The organism is Thermobaculum terrenum ATCC BAA-798 (assembly GCF_000025005.1).
Taxonomy (GTDB): Bacteria; Chloroflexota; Chloroflexia; order Thermobaculales; family Thermobaculaceae; genus Thermobaculum; species Thermobaculum terrenum.
On the sequence record NC_013525.1, the window covers coordinates 257,237 to 276,301 of the forward strand.

General features: G+C 45.9%; 21 protein-coding genes. 11 read left to right on the forward strand and 10 right to left on the reverse strand.

Annotated elements, in window-relative coordinates:
* Positions 1–9: 9 nt before the first annotated feature.
* From TTER_RS14465 to TTER_RS01205, 3 genes are read left to right on the forward strand one after another with little or no spacing between them, the layout of a single operon-like run.
* Positions 10–576: a peroxiredoxin family protein gene (locus TTER_RS14465; protein WP_012874197.1), complete on the forward strand. Its 567-nt coding sequence runs from the start codon at positions 10–12 to the stop codon at positions 574–576.
* A 21-nt stretch (positions 577–597) separates the two neighbouring features.
* Positions 598–1,530: a cobalamin-binding protein gene (locus TTER_RS01200; RefSeq protein WP_012874198.1), complete on the forward strand. Its 933-nt coding sequence runs from the start codon at positions 598–600 to the stop codon at positions 1,528–1,530.
* 47 nt (positions 1,531–1,577) lie between these two features.
* Positions 1,578–2,054, forward strand: a complete 477-nt coding sequence (locus TTER_RS01205; RefSeq protein WP_012874199.1) for a YtxH domain-containing protein — start codon at positions 1,578–1,580, stop codon at positions 2,052–2,054.
* A 6-nt stretch (positions 2,055–2,060) separates the two neighbouring features.
* Here the strand turns inward: TTER_RS01205 and TTER_RS15710 are convergent, their stop codons facing one another.
* A complete protein-coding gene (locus TTER_RS15710; protein WP_041424301.1) occupies positions 2,061–2,369 on the reverse strand; it encodes a sigma factor-like helix-turn-helix DNA-binding protein in 309 nt (102 codons plus the stop codon).
* Between the two features lie 184 nt (positions 2,370–2,553).
* Here TTER_RS15710 and malQ point away from each other — a divergent pair, with 184 nt between their 5' ends.
* Positions 2,554–4,068 carry a 4-alpha-glucanotransferase gene (gene malQ, locus TTER_RS01215; RefSeq protein ID WP_012874201.1) on the forward strand — a complete coding sequence of 505 codons (1,515 nt, stop codon included), beginning with the start codon at positions 2,554–2,556 and terminating at the stop codon, positions 4,066–4,068.
* Here the strand turns inward: malQ and TTER_RS01220 are convergent.
* The gene (locus TTER_RS01220; RefSeq protein WP_012874202.1) at positions 4,052–4,765 is read right to left on the reverse strand and encodes an anti-sigma factor domain-containing protein; all 714 of its coding nucleotides are present in this window, start codon (positions 4,763–4,765) and stop codon (positions 4,052–4,054) included. The genes malQ and TTER_RS01220 overlap by 17 nt on opposite strands.
* Entirely contained in the window at positions 4,762–5,388 is a 627-nt protein-coding gene (locus TTER_RS01225; RefSeq protein ID WP_012874203.1) for a sigma-70 family RNA polymerase sigma factor, read from the reverse strand. Before TTER_RS01225 ends, TTER_RS01220 begins: the two co-directional genes overlap by 4 nt.
* 175 nt (positions 5,389–5,563) lie before the next feature.
* On the opposite strand from TTER_RS01225, the gene TTER_RS01230 reads away from it, so the two are divergent.
* Positions 5,564–6,037: a cupredoxin domain-containing protein gene (locus TTER_RS01230; RefSeq protein ID WP_012874204.1), complete on the forward strand. Its 474-nt coding sequence runs from the start codon at positions 5,564–5,566 to the stop codon at positions 6,035–6,037.
* 15 nt (positions 6,038–6,052) lie between these two features.
* On the opposite strand, the gene TTER_RS01235 is transcribed toward TTER_RS01230, so the two are convergent.
* Both TTER_RS01235 and TTER_RS01240 read right to left on the reverse strand, forming a co-directional pair.
* The gene (locus tag TTER_RS01235) at positions 6,053–7,948 is read right to left on the reverse strand and encodes a S9 family peptidase (protein WP_012874205.1); all 1,896 of its coding nucleotides are present in this window, start codon (positions 7,946–7,948) and stop codon (positions 6,053–6,055) included.
* 26 nt (positions 7,949–7,974) lie between these two features.
* Positions 7,975–8,886 (reverse strand): NAD-dependent epimerase/dehydratase family protein, encoded by a 912-nt coding sequence (locus tag TTER_RS01240; RefSeq protein WP_012874206.1) that lies wholly within the window; start codon positions 8,884–8,886, stop codon positions 7,975–7,977.
* Between the two features lie 129 nt (positions 8,887–9,015).
* On the opposite strand from TTER_RS01240, the gene TTER_RS14470 reads away from it, so the two are divergent.
* Positions 9,016–10,191, forward strand: coding sequence for a DUF429 domain-containing protein (locus TTER_RS14470; protein ID WP_012874207.1), 1,176 nt, complete (start codon positions 9,016–9,018; stop codon positions 10,189–10,191).
* Positions 10,166–10,486, forward strand: coding sequence for a hypothetical protein (locus TTER_RS01250; RefSeq protein ID WP_012874208.1), 321 nt, complete (start codon positions 10,166–10,168; stop codon positions 10,484–10,486). The genes TTER_RS14470 and TTER_RS01250 overlap by 26 nt, the downstream gene beginning before the upstream one ends.
* Before the next feature lie 13 nt (positions 10,487–10,499).
* Here TTER_RS01250 and TTER_RS01255 read toward each other — a convergent pair whose 3' ends face one another.
* From TTER_RS01255 to TTER_RS01270, 4 genes are all read right to left on the reverse strand, one after another.
* Positions 10,500–11,033 (reverse strand): flavin reductase family protein, encoded by a 534-nt coding sequence (locus TTER_RS01255; RefSeq protein WP_012874209.1) that lies wholly within the window; start codon positions 11,031–11,033, stop codon positions 10,500–10,502.
* Positions 11,034–11,137: 104 nt separating this feature from the next.
* Positions 11,138–12,223: a methyltransferase domain-containing protein gene (locus TTER_RS01260; RefSeq protein WP_083768742.1), complete on the reverse strand. Its 1,086-nt coding sequence runs from the start codon at positions 12,221–12,223 to the stop codon at positions 11,138–11,140.
* 120 nt (positions 12,224–12,343) lie between these two features.
* Positions 12,344–12,856 (reverse strand): ferritin-like domain-containing protein, encoded by a 513-nt coding sequence (locus tag TTER_RS01265; protein ID WP_012874211.1) that lies wholly within the window; start codon positions 12,854–12,856, stop codon positions 12,344–12,346.
* A 59-nt stretch (positions 12,857–12,915) separates the two neighbouring features.
* A complete protein-coding gene (locus tag TTER_RS01270; RefSeq protein ID WP_012874212.1) occupies positions 12,916–14,124 on the reverse strand; it encodes a M20 family metallopeptidase in 1,209 nt (402 codons plus the stop codon).
* Positions 14,125–14,214: 90 nt separating this feature from the next.
* On the opposite strand from TTER_RS01270, the gene TTER_RS01275 reads away from it, so the two are divergent.
* Together TTER_RS01275 and TTER_RS01280 are read left to right on the forward strand one after the other, a co-directional pair.
* Entirely contained in the window at positions 14,215–15,375 is a 1,161-nt protein-coding gene (locus TTER_RS01275) for a pyridoxal phosphate-dependent aminotransferase (protein WP_012874213.1), read from the forward strand.
* Complete coding sequence (locus TTER_RS01280; RefSeq protein ID WP_012874214.1) at positions 15,365–15,985, forward strand: acyltransferase; 621 nt, start codon at positions 15,365–15,367, stop codon at positions 15,983–15,985. Before TTER_RS01275 ends, TTER_RS01280 begins: the two co-directional genes overlap by 11 nt.
* A 2-nt stretch (positions 15,986–15,987) precedes the next feature.
* On the opposite strand, the gene TTER_RS01285 is transcribed toward TTER_RS01280, so the two are convergent.
* Positions 15,988–17,709 (reverse strand): cation:proton antiporter, encoded by a 1,722-nt coding sequence (locus TTER_RS01285; protein WP_012874215.1) that lies wholly within the window; start codon positions 17,707–17,709, stop codon positions 15,988–15,990.
* A 39-nt stretch (positions 17,710–17,748) separates the two neighbouring features.
* Between TTER_RS01285 and TTER_RS14475 the strand changes: the two genes are divergently transcribed.
* Positions 17,749–18,867: a site-2 protease family protein gene (locus TTER_RS14475; protein WP_169302599.1), complete on the forward strand. Its 1,119-nt coding sequence runs from the start codon at positions 17,749–17,751 to the stop codon at positions 18,865–18,867.
* Positions 18,868–18,933: 66 nt separating this feature from the next.
* Positions 18,934–19,062 (forward strand): hypothetical protein, encoded by a 129-nt coding sequence (locus TTER_RS16180; protein WP_012874217.1) that lies wholly within the window; start codon positions 18,934–18,936, stop codon positions 19,060–19,062.
* Positions 19,063–19,065: the final 3 nt, after the last annotated feature.

The window sequence follows — 19,065 nt, forward strand, 5'->3', positions numbered from 1 at the left end:
TGAAGATCTATGAACGCTGCTAGATGGCTGGTAGCTGGTATACTTGCCGGCGTCTTAGTACTACTGATATTGTTCGGCTATGGACTTGCTAAGCAGAGGGAAGGAGATACCCTCGAGCAAGGAGCTAGGATCGTATCTGTAGGCGGAGATGTGCCCATAGAGCCTCACCCAGCACCAGACTTCACTCTAAAGGGTTTTGATGGGAAGCAGGTAAAGTTGTCCGATTATAAAGGTAAGGTCGTAATAGTTAACTTCTGGGCCTCCTGGTGTCCACCGTGTGCCGAAGAAGCTCCCACGCTCGAGTCAGGTTGGCAAAAATTCAAAAATGAGGGCGTGGTTTTCCTCGGCGTTAACTTGTGGGATGATCCACAAAATGCTGAGCAATTTATAGAAGATAACGACCTGACCTACATCAACGGCACTACTAAAACTGGCACAGCTACAGAGTACGGCCTGACAGGTATACCTGAAACCTATGTGATAGACAAAAATGGGCAAGTAATACGTCGGTGGAGAGGACCGCTGACAGATCATGAACTTGCAAACTTGGTTGAGGCTGGACTAAGCTCGAAGTAGTTGCATGTTAAGGAGTACGGAGTGCGTATAGTATCCCTGCTGCCAAGTGCTACTGAAATTGTTTGCTCCCTCGGGCTCATAGATAGCCTGGTGGGAGTTACACATGAATGCGATTACCCTCCAGAAGTAATGGGTAAGCCTATACTTACCAGGTCGTTGATAGATACTACTCAAGACAGTTATTCGATAGATAGGCAAGTAGTAGAGAGCCTACATGAGCACCGCACACTATACGCACTAGATGAAGAACTACTTAGAGAGCTATCTCCCGATCTAATCCTGACCCAGGAACTATGTGACGTTTGTGCAGTGTCGTATACCGTTGTAGAGAAGGCTGCACGCATACTACCCGCTGAAACACCAGTAGTATCCCTGGAGCCTAACACGCTATACGATATACTTGAGACCATCCTACTTGTAGGCAGGCTTACCGGTACGGAAGCAAGAGCACAGAAGCTGATAGATGAACTGATAACACGCATCAGAGCGGTAGAGTCTAAGGCCTCGTCCGTAGCCCACAAACCCAAGGTATATTGCATGGAATGGGTAAACCCTCCCTATAAATCTGGCCATTGGATCCCTGAGATGGTTAGGATAGCCGGAGGAGAAGAGGTCTTTGGTCTTGAGGGCATCCCTTCGAGCAGAGCTTCTTGGGAAGAAATAGCTCAGGCTGCACCTGAAGTAGTAGTAGTAATGGCCTGTGGGTTCGATGCCGATAGAACCGAGCGGGAGCTGATGCTAATCAATGAAAGGGAAGAGTGGCAATCGCTGCCTGCTGTTAGGAACGGTAATGTATGGGTATCCAACGGATCGGCTTACTTCGCGCGTCCTGGTCCAAGAATAGTGGACTCTCTTGAGATGCTTGCGCACGCCATACACCCAGAGTTGTTCCCAGAGCCAGACAGAACTCAATTCAGAAGATTTAGACCTCTGGCTGCCGCATCTCTAGTCTAGGCATAGAAAATGCGTTCACCTCCCTGAAAACAAGGGAGGTTAGCACCATGAGCAGAGCCTACACAGCCTTAAAGTGGTTTACGATAGGCATTGTATTATCTATACTCTTTGCTCCAAGAAGTGGCAGAGAAACTAGATCGATCCTGCTTAGCAGATTAAGAATGCATGGAAATGCATCCCAAGTGAACGATACCCCTGTAGTCAATAACCCTCGAGAGAATACACAGCAAGCTAATACTAGTGAAAAGAGGGATCATAGGAATATCACCAGGGATCCTTTAGCAGAGATTGAAGATAAAGCTCAATCAGCACAAGAGCAGCTTGATAAACAGGTTAGAGACAACGTAAGCCAAGCTATAGATCAGGCGATCGATGAGACTCAAGGTGAAGTTGAAGCCACCCTGGAAGAATCAAGAAGGATCATAAAAACAGAAGAAGATTCTATACAGGAGAAGCAAGAGAATATCAGAAGCCAGCTAAACCAGATGCCTAGGCTGAAGGATGATCATAATGAACAAAGCTAGTATCTTCTAGGCATCCATAATATTTTTGTATTTATCCTCCTTGATGGAGGATCTCCAGCGGTCTTTTCTTTCGAGCCCTTCCAAGGAATGAATAGCTCCACGGATAATCTTTTGTACAGTTAGTTTGCTAAGACCAAGAACCTGAGCAATCTCTTCGTATGAGTACTCGCGGGATTCCTCGTTGAGTCCATAACGCATCTCAAGAGCAAAGACCCATGTGTCCTTCAGCTTGTCTTTATATATGGGCAACAATCTACTTACCTTCTGCTTATTTTCCTCAGATATCTGTTTGGGATTCGTTTCCAGCCGAGGCATCTGCGAACTTATCTGAGTGGCTCCACATCTAAGGCATCTCCAAACACTACCTCTAACATTGATCCTCTGCCATACATGACCTTTTGCTGACCTACACCCCATAACAAAACACCCCTTTCCTAGGTATAAATTATCTATGTATCTTGGAGCAATTGCACAGCTAAGGGGCATTCAGGAGCAGGGAATGAATGATCACAGAAGAAGTGGTGTGTTACTTCACCTAACATCAATCCCCACCAAGTACTCTATAGGAGATATGGGGCCCAAAGCTTATGAATTTCTGGATTTTATTACAAGTAGCGGGCTAAGCATATGGCAAATGTTACCGGTAGGTCCAGTTGGAAAATCTAATTCTCCGTACCAATCCTATTCGGCCTTTGCCGGCAACCACCTACTGATAAGTCCAGATCTGCTGCTCGAGGAGGGAATACTGGCAACAGCAGACTTACCAAAAGAGCCTAATACCAAGCATCAGCGGACAGATTATGCCCTCGCAAGAAGGATAAAGTCACTCATTCTACAGAAAGCCTTCTCAAGGTTTACCCCTACCAAGGATTTTGAGTCCTTTTGCGAAGAATACAGCTACTGGCTAGATGATTATGCAATGTTCATGACACTCCTTGAGCTGAATAATGGTAGGCCCTGGAACCTTTGGCACACTGATATCTCCAGAAGAGACAAGACGACGCTAGAAAGATTAAGTAGAGAGCATAAGCAAAGGATAATGTTCCATAAGTTCGCCCAATACTTGTTCTTCAAGCAATGGTTTGAGCTAAAGAAGGCATGTAATTCTCGCGGCGTTAAGATCCTAGGAGATCTGCCCATATTTGTTGCTCATAACAGCGCAGATGTTTGGGCTCATCCAGAAATATTTAAGCTCAAACCAGATGGTAACCCACGCATGATAGCTGGTGTTCCACCGGACTATTTCAGCAGCACCGGGCAGCTATGGGGCAACCCCCTCTATGACTGGCAGATGCTAGAAGCTCAAAATTATTCTTGGTGGATAGATAGACTCAAGTGGTCACTTAAGCTCTTTGACATGGTAAGGATAGACCATTTCAGGGGTTTCTGCGCTTGCTGGGAAGTACCATATGGAGAAACAACCGCAGTAAATGGTAGGTGGGTAAAGGTTCCTGGGGCAAAGTTCTTCAGAACAGCCATAAAAGCTTTAGGTTCACTGCCTGTAATAGCTGAAGACTTAGGGGTTATCACTCCGGAAGTAGAAGCGCTGCGTGACAAGTTTGGCTTCCCGGGCATGAAGGTACTACAGTTTGCATTCACGAACCCACAAAATCAGTACTTGCCTCACAACTACGTAACCTTCAACTGTGTAGTGTATACCGGCACGCACGACAACAACACTACACTGGGTTGGTGGGAAGAGCTAGACAGCAAACATAAATCTATAGTTAGAAGCTATGTAGGGAGAAAAACTGGAAAGGATTTAGTATGGGAGCTTATTAGAATGGGGATCTCCTCGACTGCAAAGTATGCAATTTTCCCGCTACAAGATTTTCTAACTCTCGGGTCAGAGGCGAGGATGAACATCCCTGGTACAGAGTTCGGAAACTGGGAATGGAGTTATCCTGAAAGTGCGCTATCCGAGGAAATTGCAGGCAGAATAAAGCATCTATGCAAGCTGTACAATAGGGTACCTCCAGAGGAGAAAGAGCAACAGATTACAAATCCCCAGTAATCACCTGGCGAGAAGAACCTTGCACTACTATATCTATTCTCTGATATTTAGATAAACCACCTTCAGGATCCAAATATACTCTGGCAGTACCATTAGATAGAGGAGTGAAGGTGGCTGCCATCACCCTTCCATCAGAGCCAACAAGCCAAACCTCATATGTGCTGTCTGGAGTCAGATTACTTACCATCAATACCCCTTCGCGGCCATCCTGACTCAGATATAGCTTGGCTCGCACATCGGTACCCTGAGCACGGAGGTCCAGAGTCTGCACGTTATCGCTTGTCATGAGAGCTACCATGTGCTCATCATAGTTGTGCTGCTCCGCCAAGCTTTTCTCCAGAGTCCAAGCTCTGGCGCCTAAGAGAATAGCTACAAACAACAGCACTATAGCCACACCCCAAGCGACCACGAGCTTTGAGGTAAAGTTTGATTGCTGTACTTGCACAGTTTCTCCTTGTCTACTGTTCTTTACAGCTTGAGGATTGATCCTCTTCATAAGCCTGCGATTGAAACCCGTCGGCAGATCAAACTCATCGACTGATAGATTTAAGGCATCTAACACGGGTGTATATGAGAGCAATTCAGACTTACACTTGTTACACGCGAGTATATGAGCTTTGATCTCCTCAAGCTCGGAATCGTCCAGAGCCCCAAGGGCTAGAGCTGGGATTTTATCCTCTACAACTTCACAGTTCATTCGGAGGCCCCTGAGCTAGTTAATATCTGCCTAAGCTTCATCATGCCCAAGCGCATTCTCGTCTTGACGGTCCCTGTCGAGGCGCCAGTAAGTTTAGCTATCTGCGATATAGTCATACCGCCATAGTATGCAAGCTCTATGACTTCCTTCTGTTCGCTGGGGATTAAAGCTAATGCTCCTCTTACCTCTTCTGCTTGTAACTTTCTGACAACATCCTCTGAAGGGTCCTCATAACCATCCGGCAGGATATCGAATTTCTCGAAACCTACCTCATACTTTTGCTCACTGCCATGTCTACCTCGTAAGTTGTCGATAGCCGCATTGTGAGTTACACTAAGCAACCAACGCCTGAGATCCCCACGCTTGGGATCGTACATATCAGGCTTCTGCCATAACTTTACAAGCACATCTTGAAGTACTTCCTCAGCCCATCCCTGATCACCTAATATACGTAGCGCCAGAGAATAAGCTAACCTGCCATATCTATTGACGACTTCTGCCAGAGCCTGATGGTCTCGCTCTTTTATTAAGTACAAAAGATATTCGTCGTCGTGATCAGAGTAGCTATTGCTCTGGTTTGCAGAGTCTTCGTTATCTATTAGCTTACGCAATTCTCTCTTCAATCAAGTCTTCGTTTTCAAACTTTCCTATGTATCTTACTCGTACATCAAGTGAGCTGACAAGGATAAAACCGTTTCCAATTCCACACTCGTATTAAGGAATGCAGGGGATACAAGCACCTGTTTGTACAAGGCAGAAACTGAGAAGCCAGTAAAGTTCTTTTGCAGGAGGAGATACATGAAGACTTGGATTAAACCTCTTATAGCACTTCTAATCCTATTGCTAGTCGCAATGCCTTCCAAAGTGTCAGCTACCACGAATACTACTCATAAAGTGGAGGTTGATGACAACTATTTTGAACCCAAAACTATCACCATACGTGTGGGCGACACCGTCGAGTGGGAAAACGAAGGTCAGAATCCCCATACAGTAACTGCTGACGACGGTAGCTTCGACTCAGGAAACCTTAATTCTGGAGATAGCTTTAGTCACACATTTACTAAAGCAGGTAAATATGCTTATTACTGCAAGTATCATGGCGCCGCAGGCGGTGTAGGTATGGCAGGCACTGTAGTAGTAATGTCTGGACCTGCCCAAACGGGAGCTGGGGGTATGGCTAACCACGAGAGCTTACTCCCCATTTTGTTGCTGGTAGTAGGGGTAGTCATACTCTATCTAGGACTGAGATTCAAATATAACCGCATATCATAATTATTCTGGGAGCACCTATTCTCTTAGGTGCTCCCCAAACCAATCCAGTATACGTTCGTACATATCTCGGACGTAGGATTTCTTATCGATGCCGTGCCCTTGCCCCGGATAAACGACTAACTTGGTTGTCACTTGGTGTTCCCTTAGGGCTCGGTACATCTCGTAAGCCTGTCCTACAGGCACACATGCATCCTTTTCTCCATGAAGTATCAAGGTAGGAGTCTTAGCACTGCTAACCCAGTTAACAGGAGAGAATTTATCAAAGCGGCCACCTAGCTTGTATGGATCATCTCTGTAGTAGAGCTTATCCCAGGTAGGAATATTGGTAACGCCATGAAAACTCCTCCAGTTAGCAATACCAGCTCCCATGACTGCAGCTTTGAATATGTCTGTTTGGGTGATCATCCAAGCTGTCATGAACCCGCCATAACTCCACCCAGCTATGGCTAATCTGCTTGGGTCAACATATCCTAACTCTAGTAAATACTCTATACCTGAGATTATGTCTTCCTTATCCATACCCCCCATATCGCCTAGGTTAGCTTCTGCAAAGGCGGTTCCCCAGCCATAGCTACCTCTGGGATTAGGCAAGAAAACTGCATAACCGTTCGATACCAGGACAGGAGCCAGAAAGTAGCTGCCCAAAAAGCTATGATGGTACATGGAGCTAGGCCCTCCATGTACGATGGTCACTAGGGGGGGTTTTACCCCGCTAAAGTTTCTAGGGTGCAAAAATATACCCTGTATATCTAAGCCGTCGCTGCTTTTCCAGACTATGGTCTTGGGTTCTCCATTGTACTTAGATCGTAGATCTGGAAAAACATCTGTAATCTTTTTCCACTCACTAATATCACTATCAGAAAGGGCAAAAGACCATACATCAGGAGGTGAAGAATGCGACTCTTTTATTAGCACCCCAAAGTTCTTGTGTCTATTCAGAGTAAACCGAGCGCACCATCGATGGGACACCATGGATTCTTCCAACCAAAGTCTGCGTCTATTACCATCAAGAGACAGCGCTAATAGACATGCGTTGCCGTTCTCATAACCTATGGCCAGCACACAAGAAGAGTTCAACCAACGTACTGAGCAGAAACTTCCTGGGTAGTCCTCCGTAAGAGACCTATACATACCACCTTGTAGATCTACCACACATACCTCACCTCCAACGCTACCCCTGTCACTAAAAGAACCCTTTATGAAGGCTATATGCTTCGAATCCGGAGAGGGCGCTGGATTTGCTATTTGCTTATCTGGTGAGTATAGAACTTTATATTCGCTTGATGAAGCATCAATTAGAGCAAGAAAAGGCTCATACCAGCTCCATTCATATGGATATCTTGAACATACAGCAACTAAGGCAGAAGAGTCCTCCAGCCACTCAAACTCCCATACATGCAGCCCTTCAGGTGATAGAGGCTCAGCATCTCCACCTGATGAGGCTACCTTCCAGATTCGAGTCGCCTGATCTTTTTCTTCAAACACCATGGGGGAATCCTCATGTGGATTCCTACTAACTTCTAATAACAGACCTATATATCTTCCATCTGGGGACCATCTTAGGTCCAAAACCGAACCTTCCAAATCCGCCAGCTTGATAGCCTCACCACCGTGAACATCGATAGTAAAGAGATCAAATCTGGCCTCTTCCTCTCTATCTGAGATAAAAGCTAGTTTATTGGAGTCTGGACTCCAACGTGGGCAGGCATCCGCCCCAGGACCACTAGTAAACTGTTTTGATTCTCCAGTCGTTATGTCAGCCACATAAATGTGGGAAGACCTAACTTTTAACTCTTCCCTGTAAGCATCTCTGATTACATAAGCCACGTATTTGCCATCTGGAGATATCTGCGCATCCTCAACATGCCTTAGATTTAACACATCCTCTATAGTCCAATCAGCTTGACCCATTCAACAACACTCTCCTAATTAAGATACTAAGGCCAGGGCGGATTCTTAGGTGTCCTGTAGTCTGGATGCTGCTCCAACTCTTGCAGCCACCAAGAGAAGTTATACTCTGGCCTGAAACCCAATTTCTCCTCAGCCTTACTTATTGGGATGAATTCGTGAATTGGATATAGCCTCTCAACTCCTCTCTCTTTCAACAAGTTGACAGCATCTTTGTAGTATTTATCAAGCACAGGCAAAGGATTCTTCCTAAGCTGAGGACCATCTTCTTTGGTAAAAGGCACTTCTGAGGCTATATTTAGCACTTCCCATCTTATCTTACCTGCTTCCATAGCCTGGATGGACTTGAGCACAGCCTGAGCAACATCTCGAGGATCAACACCACCATAGAGTAAGCGAATACCGTGTCTGAAGAAAGGTTCTGGAGTAAACATACCTAACCTAAGCGCGACAGCTGGCACCCCATAGCGACGCACATAATATCTAGACATCTCCTCTCCAAGAAACTTAGTTAATCCATAGATGTCACTTGGGAGAAGAGGCATGTTCTCACTTAATGCAACTACAGCATCCTCCCTTGGAGGACGTCTGCTTTCCCCGTAAACAGATACGGAACTACAGAATACAAACCCTTTGATTCCAGCCTGGGCTGATGCTTCCCAGACATTAAACGTGCCTGTCAAGTTTATAGAATAGAATTCTCTTGGGCTACGAGTAGAAAGATGTATACCATGCAAGCCAGCAGCGTGGACTACAAAATCCACACCTTCCATAACAGGGGACAGAGCATCCGCATCCAAGATATCTATTTGGTGAAATTCATATTCAGACTCAATCGGTTGTATATCAACGAGTTCCAGATGATATCCAGCACCTGCTATTACAGGTATCAATGCCTGTCCTAAAGTGCCAGCCGCCCCAGTAATTAGTACTTTAGACATGATTCGCTCATCCTAGTTCATCGGATATCGTTTGTATAAAACAACTATCATGGAGTGTAATTTAGCAGCATTTACAATAATAAATCCAAACCCATTCACTAATCTCTATTTGAGAATAAGGATAACAGTATGAGGTTTATTGGCATAGACTTAGCGTGGAGCCTGATAAATGCTGACAGACCAGAAACAGGTGCAGCAGTTATAGATGAGTCCGGCAATATTCTATCGCAGGCCAACCTAAGTACCGACGAATCAATATTGGATTTTGTGCTCAGCAACATCGATCAAGAGGGCGCAATCGTAGCTATAGATGCTCCCATAGTTGTGCCCAACCTTGAGGGATCAAGAAGATGCGAGATTGCGCTTCAGAGCATGAAGATACCAGTCTACCCATCAAATAGAAGTCTCCTTGAGAAAAATCTGGGAGGCATAAGAGGAGAGATCCTCACGCACAAGCTAGAGATTCATGGCTTCAGGATTCAAGATAGTATAAGTCCCGGCGAGCCCACAAAGGCAATAGTAGAGGTTTATCCGCGAGCCACTATTAGCAGATTGTTTGGCAAGGTACCTAGTTATAAGGGCTCCAAGGCCAAGAGATCAGTCCTAGCTCACGGAATACTACACCTCAACCGGCTGATACAGGAAGCGCTTGATCCACCAATCAGGTGGATCCGTTCTCCTATTGAAGACCCAGCGCGACTTGAAACGCTAACTCCTCGACAACTAAAGCATATAGCAGATATCTTGGATGCGGTGCTGGCTGCCTACGTTGGCTATTTAGCTTGGAAGGAAGACGGCAGAGTCGAAGTCATAGGCGATGTCCACGAAGGCTTTATTCTTATACCAACGACTCACGAGAGACTGCCACAACAGTCCCAGATAAGAACTCCTAAATGGCTTGTATCCGAATACAAGCAACAGGCTATCAGGTTCTTCAAGGCATTAGTTGATGCTGATATCGCAACCCTAGAAAGAATGTTACCTCAGGATTATCAAGGGGTCGAACTATCCAACGGCAGAACCCTGAACATAGAGGATACTTACAAGACCGTCAGTAGCCTACGAGGGCTAGGATTGCACCTGGATTTTGAAGATATAGTCGGGGAGGATTCAAAGATATGTGTAGTGTACCGCATATCCAATAGATCAACCGGCAAAGATGTAAGATGTATGTCACTATTACAATTTAGACAGGATAAGATTCAAAAGGCTTATCACAGTCACGAATTGAGACACATTGTAGAGGTACTTTTGGATAATCCTGCAGAGGAGGTTACCCATGAAAGAGATAGTACCAAGCATTAGTAACCAGAGTAAGGCTTTGGTCCCACTCAAGTCCGCCCTTAGGACCAGCTCACGTGGACTGCTTACCCGACTGATATCAAGTAGAGTAGGTGTCCCGGCAGCACTAATAGCAGGCGGAGCGATAGGAGGAGCTTTAGTCAGCAATACTGTAAGAAGATTAATAATAAATGGAAAACAACCTCCTGCCCACGAGAAAAGGTCCTTTATCATACAGATGACCAGGCTTCGAGTAATAACGCCAGGACTTGGGCATGAAACCTTAACCTACAGAGTAGTAAGAGCTGATGAAGAGTAAGTGTTGACAAACCTTACTCTTTGTTGCTTGGGCGAGGTATAAATTCATCAAAGTTCGCCATTTCAGGAATAAGGCGAGCATAGGCGCTATTGTAATAAAGCAAGGGATCGCCTACAGATCCCAGCGATAGTTCCTGTACCTCACCAAAGAAGACCGTGTGATCTCCCTGCTCCACAAAATCTGTAACACGACAGTCTAGCCAGGCTAAGCACTCTTCAAGGATGGGAGCACCAGTGGTGGCAATCTTCATGTCGATATCAGCAAACTGGTCAGGAGGTCTGTTTGAACTTGCAAATCTCCTTGCTATCCATATTTGATCTGCCCTAAGAATATTGACCCCAAAAACTCGCGAGCTCCTGACAGCATTATTAGTGGTCAAGCCACGTGTTATCGCTACCATCACAATGGGAGGTTCTAATGATATGGATGTAAAAGAGTTAGCTGTCATAGCCCAGGGCTTACCATCCTCAAGCAGCGTGGTAACCAATGTAACCCCAGTGACAAACTGCCCCATTACCCGCCGAAATAGAAAGGGATCAATAGGCACTATCAACTCTCCTGAGTGTTTCTGAGCAAACAGAACTTCAATTATCGTCTTAGATAAATCTTAGGTTGGGCTAACCAAAGTGTCAAATTAGCATCCAACCTGCATTACAGGCGAGACAAAACGAATATCATAAGCCTTAGTTTATCCATCTCAAGCCTTACCTCTCCCTCCTGCCTCCATAAATGTTTGCATAGATCAATAACCTTTCTCATAAGGCGAATCTCGCTTGTGATAAATATTCCCCTAGCACCTTCCCGTGCTATTCTAGCCGACTCCTTCAAAGTATCAGGATATAGATGAATGTTATCGGCATGTGAGCCTAGAATATGACCAAAGGGTAGATCCGCATAAATAACATCTGCAAAGCCGCTATTGAGCCCCGTACTCCGCATGTCACCACGTAGCAGGTCTACTTTGCCGGTCAAGCCAGCTGCATAGACATTTCTGCGAGCACATGCAAGAGCTTCGGGATCGATATCCACTCCTACTACCGCCTTAGCAGGTAGCATCTCCAACCTTTCTATAAGGATAGTCCCCGAACCGCAACCTAGGTTGACTATTACATCCCCGGCAGAAGGCTCAGATAGCCTGGCCATTACATAAGCAACAGTGCTATTGATGGCACCAGGGAAATCGCATACCCTCCAGGGACGTACAGAGAGAGGCCTGGGAGTTAGCCTAATGGATACCTCAAAGCCGTCCCCACGGACTATAGGTTTACGCACTCTGAGGAATAAATCCCCATCCTGGGAAGGTATTAACCCTGTCGATAACTCTAGCTCCTTATATATCCTCCTGAAGACAGGAGAATCGCTACCTGCAGCGCTTATCCTGAAAGTTTTGAAACTCCCCTCAGGATGTAAACTCAGGACACTCTCTATCAGGGTAAGCAGCTGGCTGAAGTTTTGGTGCCCTAATAGCGCGAGAGGCCTTGGCACTTCAAACAGCTTTACTACGAAGGCGCTACCAACGGAACGCAGCTTCAATAGTTGTCTGGGGTCACCATAGAAATTGAACTGGAAATTGCCGCTTTTTACATAGGGATAGATCTCCTCTAGATTTACCAACTTTTCGTGTAGCTCCTCGAGTACGAAAGGTTCCAGTCCCGGGACAAATTCCACCTCATAGAAGACATTCTGAATGGGAGCGGGCTTTAACTTGGAAGGCTTAGAGCGCTCGCGCTTCAACATAGTACTCCGAGTATTAGTACGTCCGTTATGAGGAGCACCATAGTAAAAATAATAGCAGGGTCGGAAATCCAACCCTGCCCAGTACAAAATTCAAAAGAATGCTAGCCTTTAGCCCAAGCGTTAGGCCTTTCCTTCTGCCTCATACTCTCGAAGAAAGCCCTCAAATAGCCTAAGATGTCCCTGCTCATCATGGAGTATATCTATGACCATATCTTGAGTCACCAGATCTACTTCTTCAGTCTCATGTAGTATCTGCGTGTAGAATTCTATAGCTCCCTTCTCCGCCTCTATTACCCCTTTAATGACATGGACGATATCTGTCTGGTTCTCTGGAGGCTGTAGATAACTCTGCTCAGGCTTGAAGTCCATGGAGCCAGGCACCACACCGTACAACTCCTTTATTCTAGAAGCAAACATCTGTGCATGCCCGAGCTCTTCCTGTATATCTTGAGATAGAGCTTCAGTGATCTCTCTTGCCCTCACACCGTCCGGGTTGACGGAGTTGGTTATGTAATTCATCACAGACTCAATTTCCATCCAATAAGCCTTGGTTAAGAGCTGGATTATCTTTTCTCTCTTAGCAGCATTTTCTTCAGCATATATGCTGTGAGAAGAGGTAGTGTGCATAGCCATGTGTGGACCTCCTAATAGCCTTAAAGGCAAAATTAATCTTCCGCCTGTCGTAACAGCAATTACGATGCCCAGGCAGCAGGATTAGTCAGCCTGTGACACAAAAAGGCATATGCCATAGATGCTTCAACCATCTCCTCAATCGAGATCCTTTCCTGGTTAGTATGAGCCAAGGTCTCATCACCAGGGCCAAAACCAATACTTGGTATACCTGCAGCCACTAAATGTCCCGCATCGGTTGCAAAATCCCAACGCTTGACCTCAACCTTCCTAGAAAAGGACTCACTTAGAGCCTCCTGAGCTATTCTTACGAGAGGATGCTCCTCATCTATCAGGAAGGGAGGAAAGTGTGCAGGCACATTACGAGTTGCCCCAGTATAAGTAGTAAGGGTAATATCCTTTACTTTAATCTCACCCCAAGCTCCATCTACTAACGATTTTTCTAACAAGGAAGCAAGCATCTCTTTGATCTCATCAGGCGATCGCTGGGGTACAGTGCGCCAATCTATATGCAGTCTTAGTTCGGACGGGACAACATTAGATGAAGTCTGATCTGCATAGACAAGTGTTGGGGTAAAAGTCTCACTACCCAGGAAAGGATCTTCGACCCTGTCTAAATGCCTAAGAGCAGCGACAAAGTTAGCCATAGAATAATGAGGGTTGATACCTTTATCCGGCATGCTAGCGTGACAGGACCTGCCTCTAAAGATAGCTATTATTTCTATGCGGCCTCTGTTTCCCCTTCTAAGAGTGTTGCTGCTAGGCTCACCTACGATAGCACAATCCACACGCAAGGATTTGCCCAATTCTATCGATCCGAGGCCACCAACTTCCTCCTGTACAACACCAACAACATATACGTCTCCATAGATTGGCAATCCCGCCTCCCTAGCAAGGAAAGGAGCATATACCTGCGATGACGTAGGACCTTTTATGTCCACAGCACCTCTACCACACACGTAACCATCACGTATCTCTCCAGAGTAGGGATCATAATCCCAACTAGACCTGTCGCCGATATCGACATGGTCCATGTGTGTGTTCAGCATCACCGATTTCCCAGATCTATCACCCTTTATCAAACCGATCACATTACCGACCTCATCTTGCCACACGTCATCGTATCTCAGAGCCTTCATCTCGCTCATTATTAGCTCTGCAGCTTGCATCTCCTGACCGGGCAAGCTAGGAGTTTGAATAAGACGCGAGCAAAAGTCAGCAATTCTATCTCGATGAGAGGCCGCAACTTCTCTTAGCCTATCAATAGTCATTTCTTACCCTCCTACTTGGGGTTGCAAACCGCTTGTACCAAAGTGATACACTTTGAAAAAGATATTACATGATCTTTACAGGAGCTTCCCATGCGCAGTTTCATAGCTGAAAGGCTTCAACAAGTAAAGCCCTCCGCCACCATAAGCATTGCAGATAAGGCAAAGCAGCTCAAAGCAGATGGCAAGGATATAATAGACCTTTCTGGCGGCGATCCCCACTTCCCCACTCCACAGCATATAGTACAGGCCGCGTTTGAAGCCATAAACCGAGGTGAAACTCACTATTCTCCAAGTAGAGGTACCCCTAACTTGCTAAGGGCAATACAGAAGAAGTTCGCATCCGAGAACGGCCTGGAATACTCCCTGGAAGAGATAATAGTGACACCTGGTGGCAAGCACGCTATCTATGCCACGCTTGTGGCTACGGTAAATGATGGTGATGAAGTACTACTGCTATCACCTGCGTGGGTAAGCTATGAGCCATCTGTGTATTTAGCAGGGGGCAGACCAGTATATATACCCCTGGAGCCGGAAGACTACAGGATAACCCCAGAGATACTCCGCTCTGTGGAGGCCCCAAGAGCAAAAGTGCTTATATTCAACACGCCCAACAATCCTACTGGTAGAGTGGCTACTAAGGAAGAGATCGAAGCTGTGGCAGAATTTGCCATAGAAAGAGATCTGTTGGTGATCTCTGATGAGCTCTATGAAAAAATCCTATTTGATGGGCACGAACACATAAGTATAGCAACGCTACCCGGAATGCGAGAGCGCACAGTTACTATCAATGGGGTTTCCAAGAGCTATGCAATGACGGGATGGCGATTGGGGTATCTTGCGGCTCCCAGGCAGATAGCATCTCAAGTACTCAAGGTACACCAGCACTCCGTTACCGCCGCAGCTACATTTACACAGGAAGCAGCTGCCTGTGCACTCGAGGGTCCTCAGGACGTAGTAGAATACATGGTAAAAGAATACGAAAAGAACAGAGCTCTAGTTGTAGAGGCTCTTAATGCTATACCTGGGATCGAATGCAAAGCTCCGGAGGGAGCATTCTATGCATTCCCCAAAGTGGATGGTGACAGTATAAAATTCGCGGATGCTATGCTCGAGAAGGCAGGCGTAGCTCTTACACCAGGCATCGCCTTTGGGCCTACAGGAGAGGGTCATGTAAGGATCTCCTTCGCGACTGATTACAACCTTCTAGAGAAAGCTTTCGACAGGATGAAGCGAGCTGTAGTTGGGCGATAAATCAAGACCAATTTCTATATTCCATCCCAGGATAAACAAACCCCGATTCTACCCGCTGCTGCGGATATTTACCGAAATCATCCTCCTGAGATACAGATTAACGATGCGCGGTAGGCTTAGGATAGGACGGGGTTTTATATGTAATCAGCGTTTGAGGATATCAGGACCTGGAAAGGTGGTGATAGGCGACTGGGTAAATGCCTGGGCTCATCAGGAGCCCACTATGCTCATCACCGCCGATAAGGAGGCAAAGATCATAATAGGCAACAACGTCAGATTAAACGGTCCCACCCTAATAGCTAGTCGACAGATAGAGATAGGAGATCTTTGCATTCTTGGTTCAGCTGTAGTATTCGACACAGATTTTCACTCCGTTCATAAGGACAGAAGTACGAACCGAGATGCACCGGTAAGAAAATCTCCTATAAAAATAGGCAAAAACGTATGGCTTGCCGGCCAGTGCGCGGTACTTCCTGGCGTGCATATAGGGGATGACTCGGTAGTAGGGTTTAGGGCCGTGGTTACTAAGGACGTCCCCGCAGGTGTAATAGTGGCTGGTAACCCAGCGAGAGTCGTAAGAGAGATCAGCGAAGAGAGCAGACATTCATGAGATCACAGGTCGTATAGGCTACCTGATCCGAGTTCGGCCTCGGATCTTTCCCTCAGCCCTTGCAAGATAGCTTGCACTTCGCCTCCACTTACCCCAAATCTATGCAAAGTAAATCTTGTAATCTCAAGCGCAAGCTCCATCTCGCCGAGCACTACATGGGATACTCTTCTATGTCTAAGGTAGTCTCTTTCCTTAGCACTTTGGGCACGAGCCACGATATCTATGTTCGGATTGAGAGCCTTAGCGTTTTCAACTGCTATACGGGTAGCGACTGCATCAGATATAGCTATTATCAGTATACGTGCTGACTCCACATTGGCAGCACTTAGCACACTCATGTTGGCTGCGTTACCAATTATTGCCGGGATACCCCTTCTACGAAGCTCTTTGATAATCCTGGGATCTTCCTCTATAACAACGAAGGGGAATCCCCTTCTCCTTAATGCAGCTCCAACTACTGCTCCAACCCTGCCATAACCACATAGCACAGCGTGACGCCTATCTGGGAGGTCAATGTCAGGTGTTGCATACTGAGTGGGTTGTGGAATGTTATTGGCAGATATCAGATTGTTAACAAAACTTACAATTGGCGCTCTGAGCCTATAAATAAAAGGATTAATTATAACGCTGATGGTGGTAGTGGCTAACATCAACCTAAAGGAGTTTTCAGAAAGAAGTTCCAGATCACGACCTATAGACGCTAGCAGGAATGAGAACTCTGCACACTGTGCCAACAGCAAACCCACCAGTACAGAGGTCTTTATAGCATAACCCATGGCGAGCATGATACCTGTAGATATCAACGACTTAACAATCAAGATCAACACTAACCCCAGGACTACCAGGTGCCAGTCAGAGATGATCATCCTCGGATCAAGCAGCATACCTATGGAAACAAAGAAGAGCGCTGAAAAAACATCCCTTATCGGGACGATATCTCCCAGTATTTGGTGAGAGATCTCAGACTCACTAACTATCAGCCCAGCGACAAAGGCTCCCAGAGCTACTGAGAGTCCAAACATCGAAGCCCCCACAGCTGCTATCAATGCTACAGCTGCGGTCGCCAGCAATAATACTTCTCGATTACGCAAGAGCGCTAGCCTATTCATGAACCAAGGCAGAACAAAGAACCCCCCACCAAAGGCAATTACGAGGAAGCCAAAAGTTTTGACCATTGAAAGAAGTACCGAGTTGTTGTCTGTACCTACAGAGGAAAAGAGCGGCATAACTGCAACCATGATAATAGTCACAATATCCTGTATAGCTCCCCAGGCTAGAGCTATACCTCCATGATCTGTAGAGCCTTCACCACTATCCTCAAGCACTTTGCTTATAACTACGCTGGAAGAGATAGCTACCACAAACCCTAAGACAAGTGATGTGCCTGTATCCATCCTTATCAGGCGCCCGATAGCCATGGCTATGAGAATTACAGCCAATACCTGTAAAGGAGCACCAATAAGCACTAACTTGCCGTAGCTTAGGATCTCCTTGATAGATATGTGCACCCCAACAGCAAACATAAGAAATATCACACCTATATCAGCCAGCTGACTGATGATCTCCACATTGCTTACTGGACCAGGGGTAAAAGGGCCAATTATTATGCCCGCCAGTAAGTAGCCTATTATTGGACTCTGCTTGAGCGCTGTAGAAACCAATCCACCAATTGCAGCTACGGATAAAGCTAGTACTAGGTTGGTTAACAAGTCAGCTTCATGCATGTAAGCTTTTCCTTTCCGCTGGGCTATACTTGTATGAGCATGAATCCTCTAAGCGGATTTAGACTATGTAAGATATTTGGCATACCTATTTACGTAAACCCTACCTGGTTTCTGGTGTTTGCCTTAATCGTCTACTCGCTGGCAAGCGACAGGTTACCGGAGTTCATACCAGGATCGAGTAATCTATTTTACTGGTTGGCAGCTATAGTAGGCACTTTGCTGTTCTTCCTGTCTCTTACTGCCCACGAACTGGGTCACAGCTTGGTGTCAAAAAGTTTTGGTATTCCTGTCAGATCCATTACGCTTCACATGTTTGGTGGTATAGCCCAGCTTGGGAGCGAGGTTAGAAGAGCAAGAGAGGAGTTTTGGATAGCCATAGCTGGGCCGATAGTAAGCTTTGCGCTATTTCTGACTTTTTGGGGATTGTCAGACATCATTACATCAAGTATGCCTGCAATAGGATCCTTTCTAAGCCTACTAGCATTACTCAATATAGGGGTAGCCTTATTCAATCTGTTCCCTGGTTTTCCCTTAGATGGAGGAAGGATACTTAGGTCAATCGTATGGGGTATAAGCGGCAACTATATCCGTGCTACGAGGATCTCAGCGCTAGGAGGCCAATTGTTTGGTTACCTGCTTATAGCTGCTGGGGTTCTATTTGCCATTCTGGATAGATATCTGGGATATCTATGGATGGTCCTTTTAGGAGCTTTCATTATAATTCTGGCCAGACAAAGCTATAGACAATCACTAACTTATCACAAATTGTCCAACATCAAGCTAGCGGACGTGTACATACCGCTTGTCCATGTTGAAGAAGATACTTTAGTAAGCGATCTCTTTACGGACTATATAAGGTCTTCTGGAAGACAGTTTTTTATAGTGGACTTCCATGGTGAACCTGTAGGTTTACTCACACCTTACGAAATACTCCGATTGCCGCAACCCTTCTGGCATATCACACCAGTAAGATCTATCATGATAAACTTAGCTTCTGTAGGCAGATTACCTGCCGATTTATCTTTGTTTGACGCTATGAACTTGTTCGAGAGAACAGGGCATAATCTCTTCTTAGTGATTGACGATGACCGAATAGAAGGAATAGTCACAAGAGACACTGTTGTACATGTTCTTGGCAGAACAACGTCGAGGGTATAATGGGGACGAATAGCAATTAGTAAAAGGCAGAGATCTAACCTTGAGCAAAGAAATGGAGGTTTTCCCATGGAAGAAGATGTGAGAAGAAGGCTATTGAAAGGCCTTTTGGGTCTAGTATTGGGGATCGTTGCAACCTGGTTGGCTGCCTACATAACTGATCTGATACTCGGCCCCGAAGGCGAAACTAAATCCTAGGAA

Bases quoted from the DNA above. Each gene is read 5' to 3' on its own strand.
- TTER_RS01230 (WP_012874204.1), top strand. From the start codon at position 5,564: ATGAAGACTTGGATTAAACCTCTTATAGCACTTCTAATCCTATTGCTA.
- TTER_RS01285 (WP_012874215.1), bottom strand. From the start codon at position 17,709: ATGCATGAAGCTGACTTGTTAACCAACCTAGTACTAGCTTTATCCGTA.
- TTER_RS16180 (WP_012874217.1), top strand. From the start codon at position 18,934: ATGGAAGAAGATGTGAGAAGAAGGCTATTGAAAGGCCTTTTGGGTCTA.
- TTER_RS14470 (WP_012874207.1), top strand. From the start codon at position 9,016: ATGAGGTTTATTGGCATAGACTTAGCGTGGAGCCTGATAAATGCTGAC.
- TTER_RS01220 (WP_012874202.1), bottom strand. From the start codon at position 4,765: ATGAACTGTGAAGTTGTAGAGGATAAAATCCCAGCTCTAGCCCTTGGG.
- TTER_RS01265 (WP_012874211.1), bottom strand. From the start codon at position 12,856: ATGGCTATGCACACTACCTCTTCTCACAGCATATATGCTGAAGAAAAT.
- TTER_RS14475 (WP_169302599.1), top strand. From the start codon at position 17,749: ATGAATCCTCTAAGCGGATTTAGACTATGTAAGATATTTGGCATACCT.
- TTER_RS01260 (WP_083768742.1), bottom strand. From the start codon at position 12,223: ATGTTGAAGCGCGAGCGCTCTAAGCCTTCCAAGTTAAAGCCCGCTCCC.
- TTER_RS01235 (WP_012874205.1), bottom strand. From the start codon at position 7,948: ATGGGTCAAGCTGATTGGACTATAGAGGATGTGTTAAATCTAAGGCAT.
- TTER_RS15710 (WP_041424301.1), bottom strand. From the start codon at position 2,369: ATGCCTCGGCTGGAAACGAATCCCAAACAGATATCTGAGGAAAATAAG.
- TTER_RS01250 (WP_012874208.1), top strand. From the start codon at position 10,166: ATGAAAGAGATAGTACCAAGCATTAGTAACCAGAGTAAGGCTTTGGTC.
- TTER_RS01275 (WP_012874213.1), top strand. From the start codon at position 14,215: ATGCGCAGTTTCATAGCTGAAAGGCTTCAACAAGTAAAGCCCTCCGCC.
- TTER_RS01240 (WP_012874206.1), bottom strand. From the start codon at position 8,886: ATGTCTAAAGTACTAATTACTGGGGCGGCTGGCACTTTAGGACAGGCA.
- TTER_RS14465 (WP_012874197.1), top strand. From the start codon at position 10: ATGAACGCTGCTAGATGGCTGGTAGCTGGTATACTTGCCGGCGTCTTA.
- malQ (WP_012874201.1), top strand. From the start codon at position 2,554: ATGAATGATCACAGAAGAAGTGGTGTGTTACTTCACCTAACATCAATC.
- TTER_RS01205 (WP_012874199.1), top strand. From the start codon at position 1,578: ATGAGCAGAGCCTACACAGCCTTAAAGTGGTTTACGATAGGCATTGTA.
- TTER_RS01270 (WP_012874212.1), bottom strand. From the start codon at position 14,124: ATGACTATTGATAGGCTAAGAGAAGTTGCGGCCTCTCATCGAGATAGA.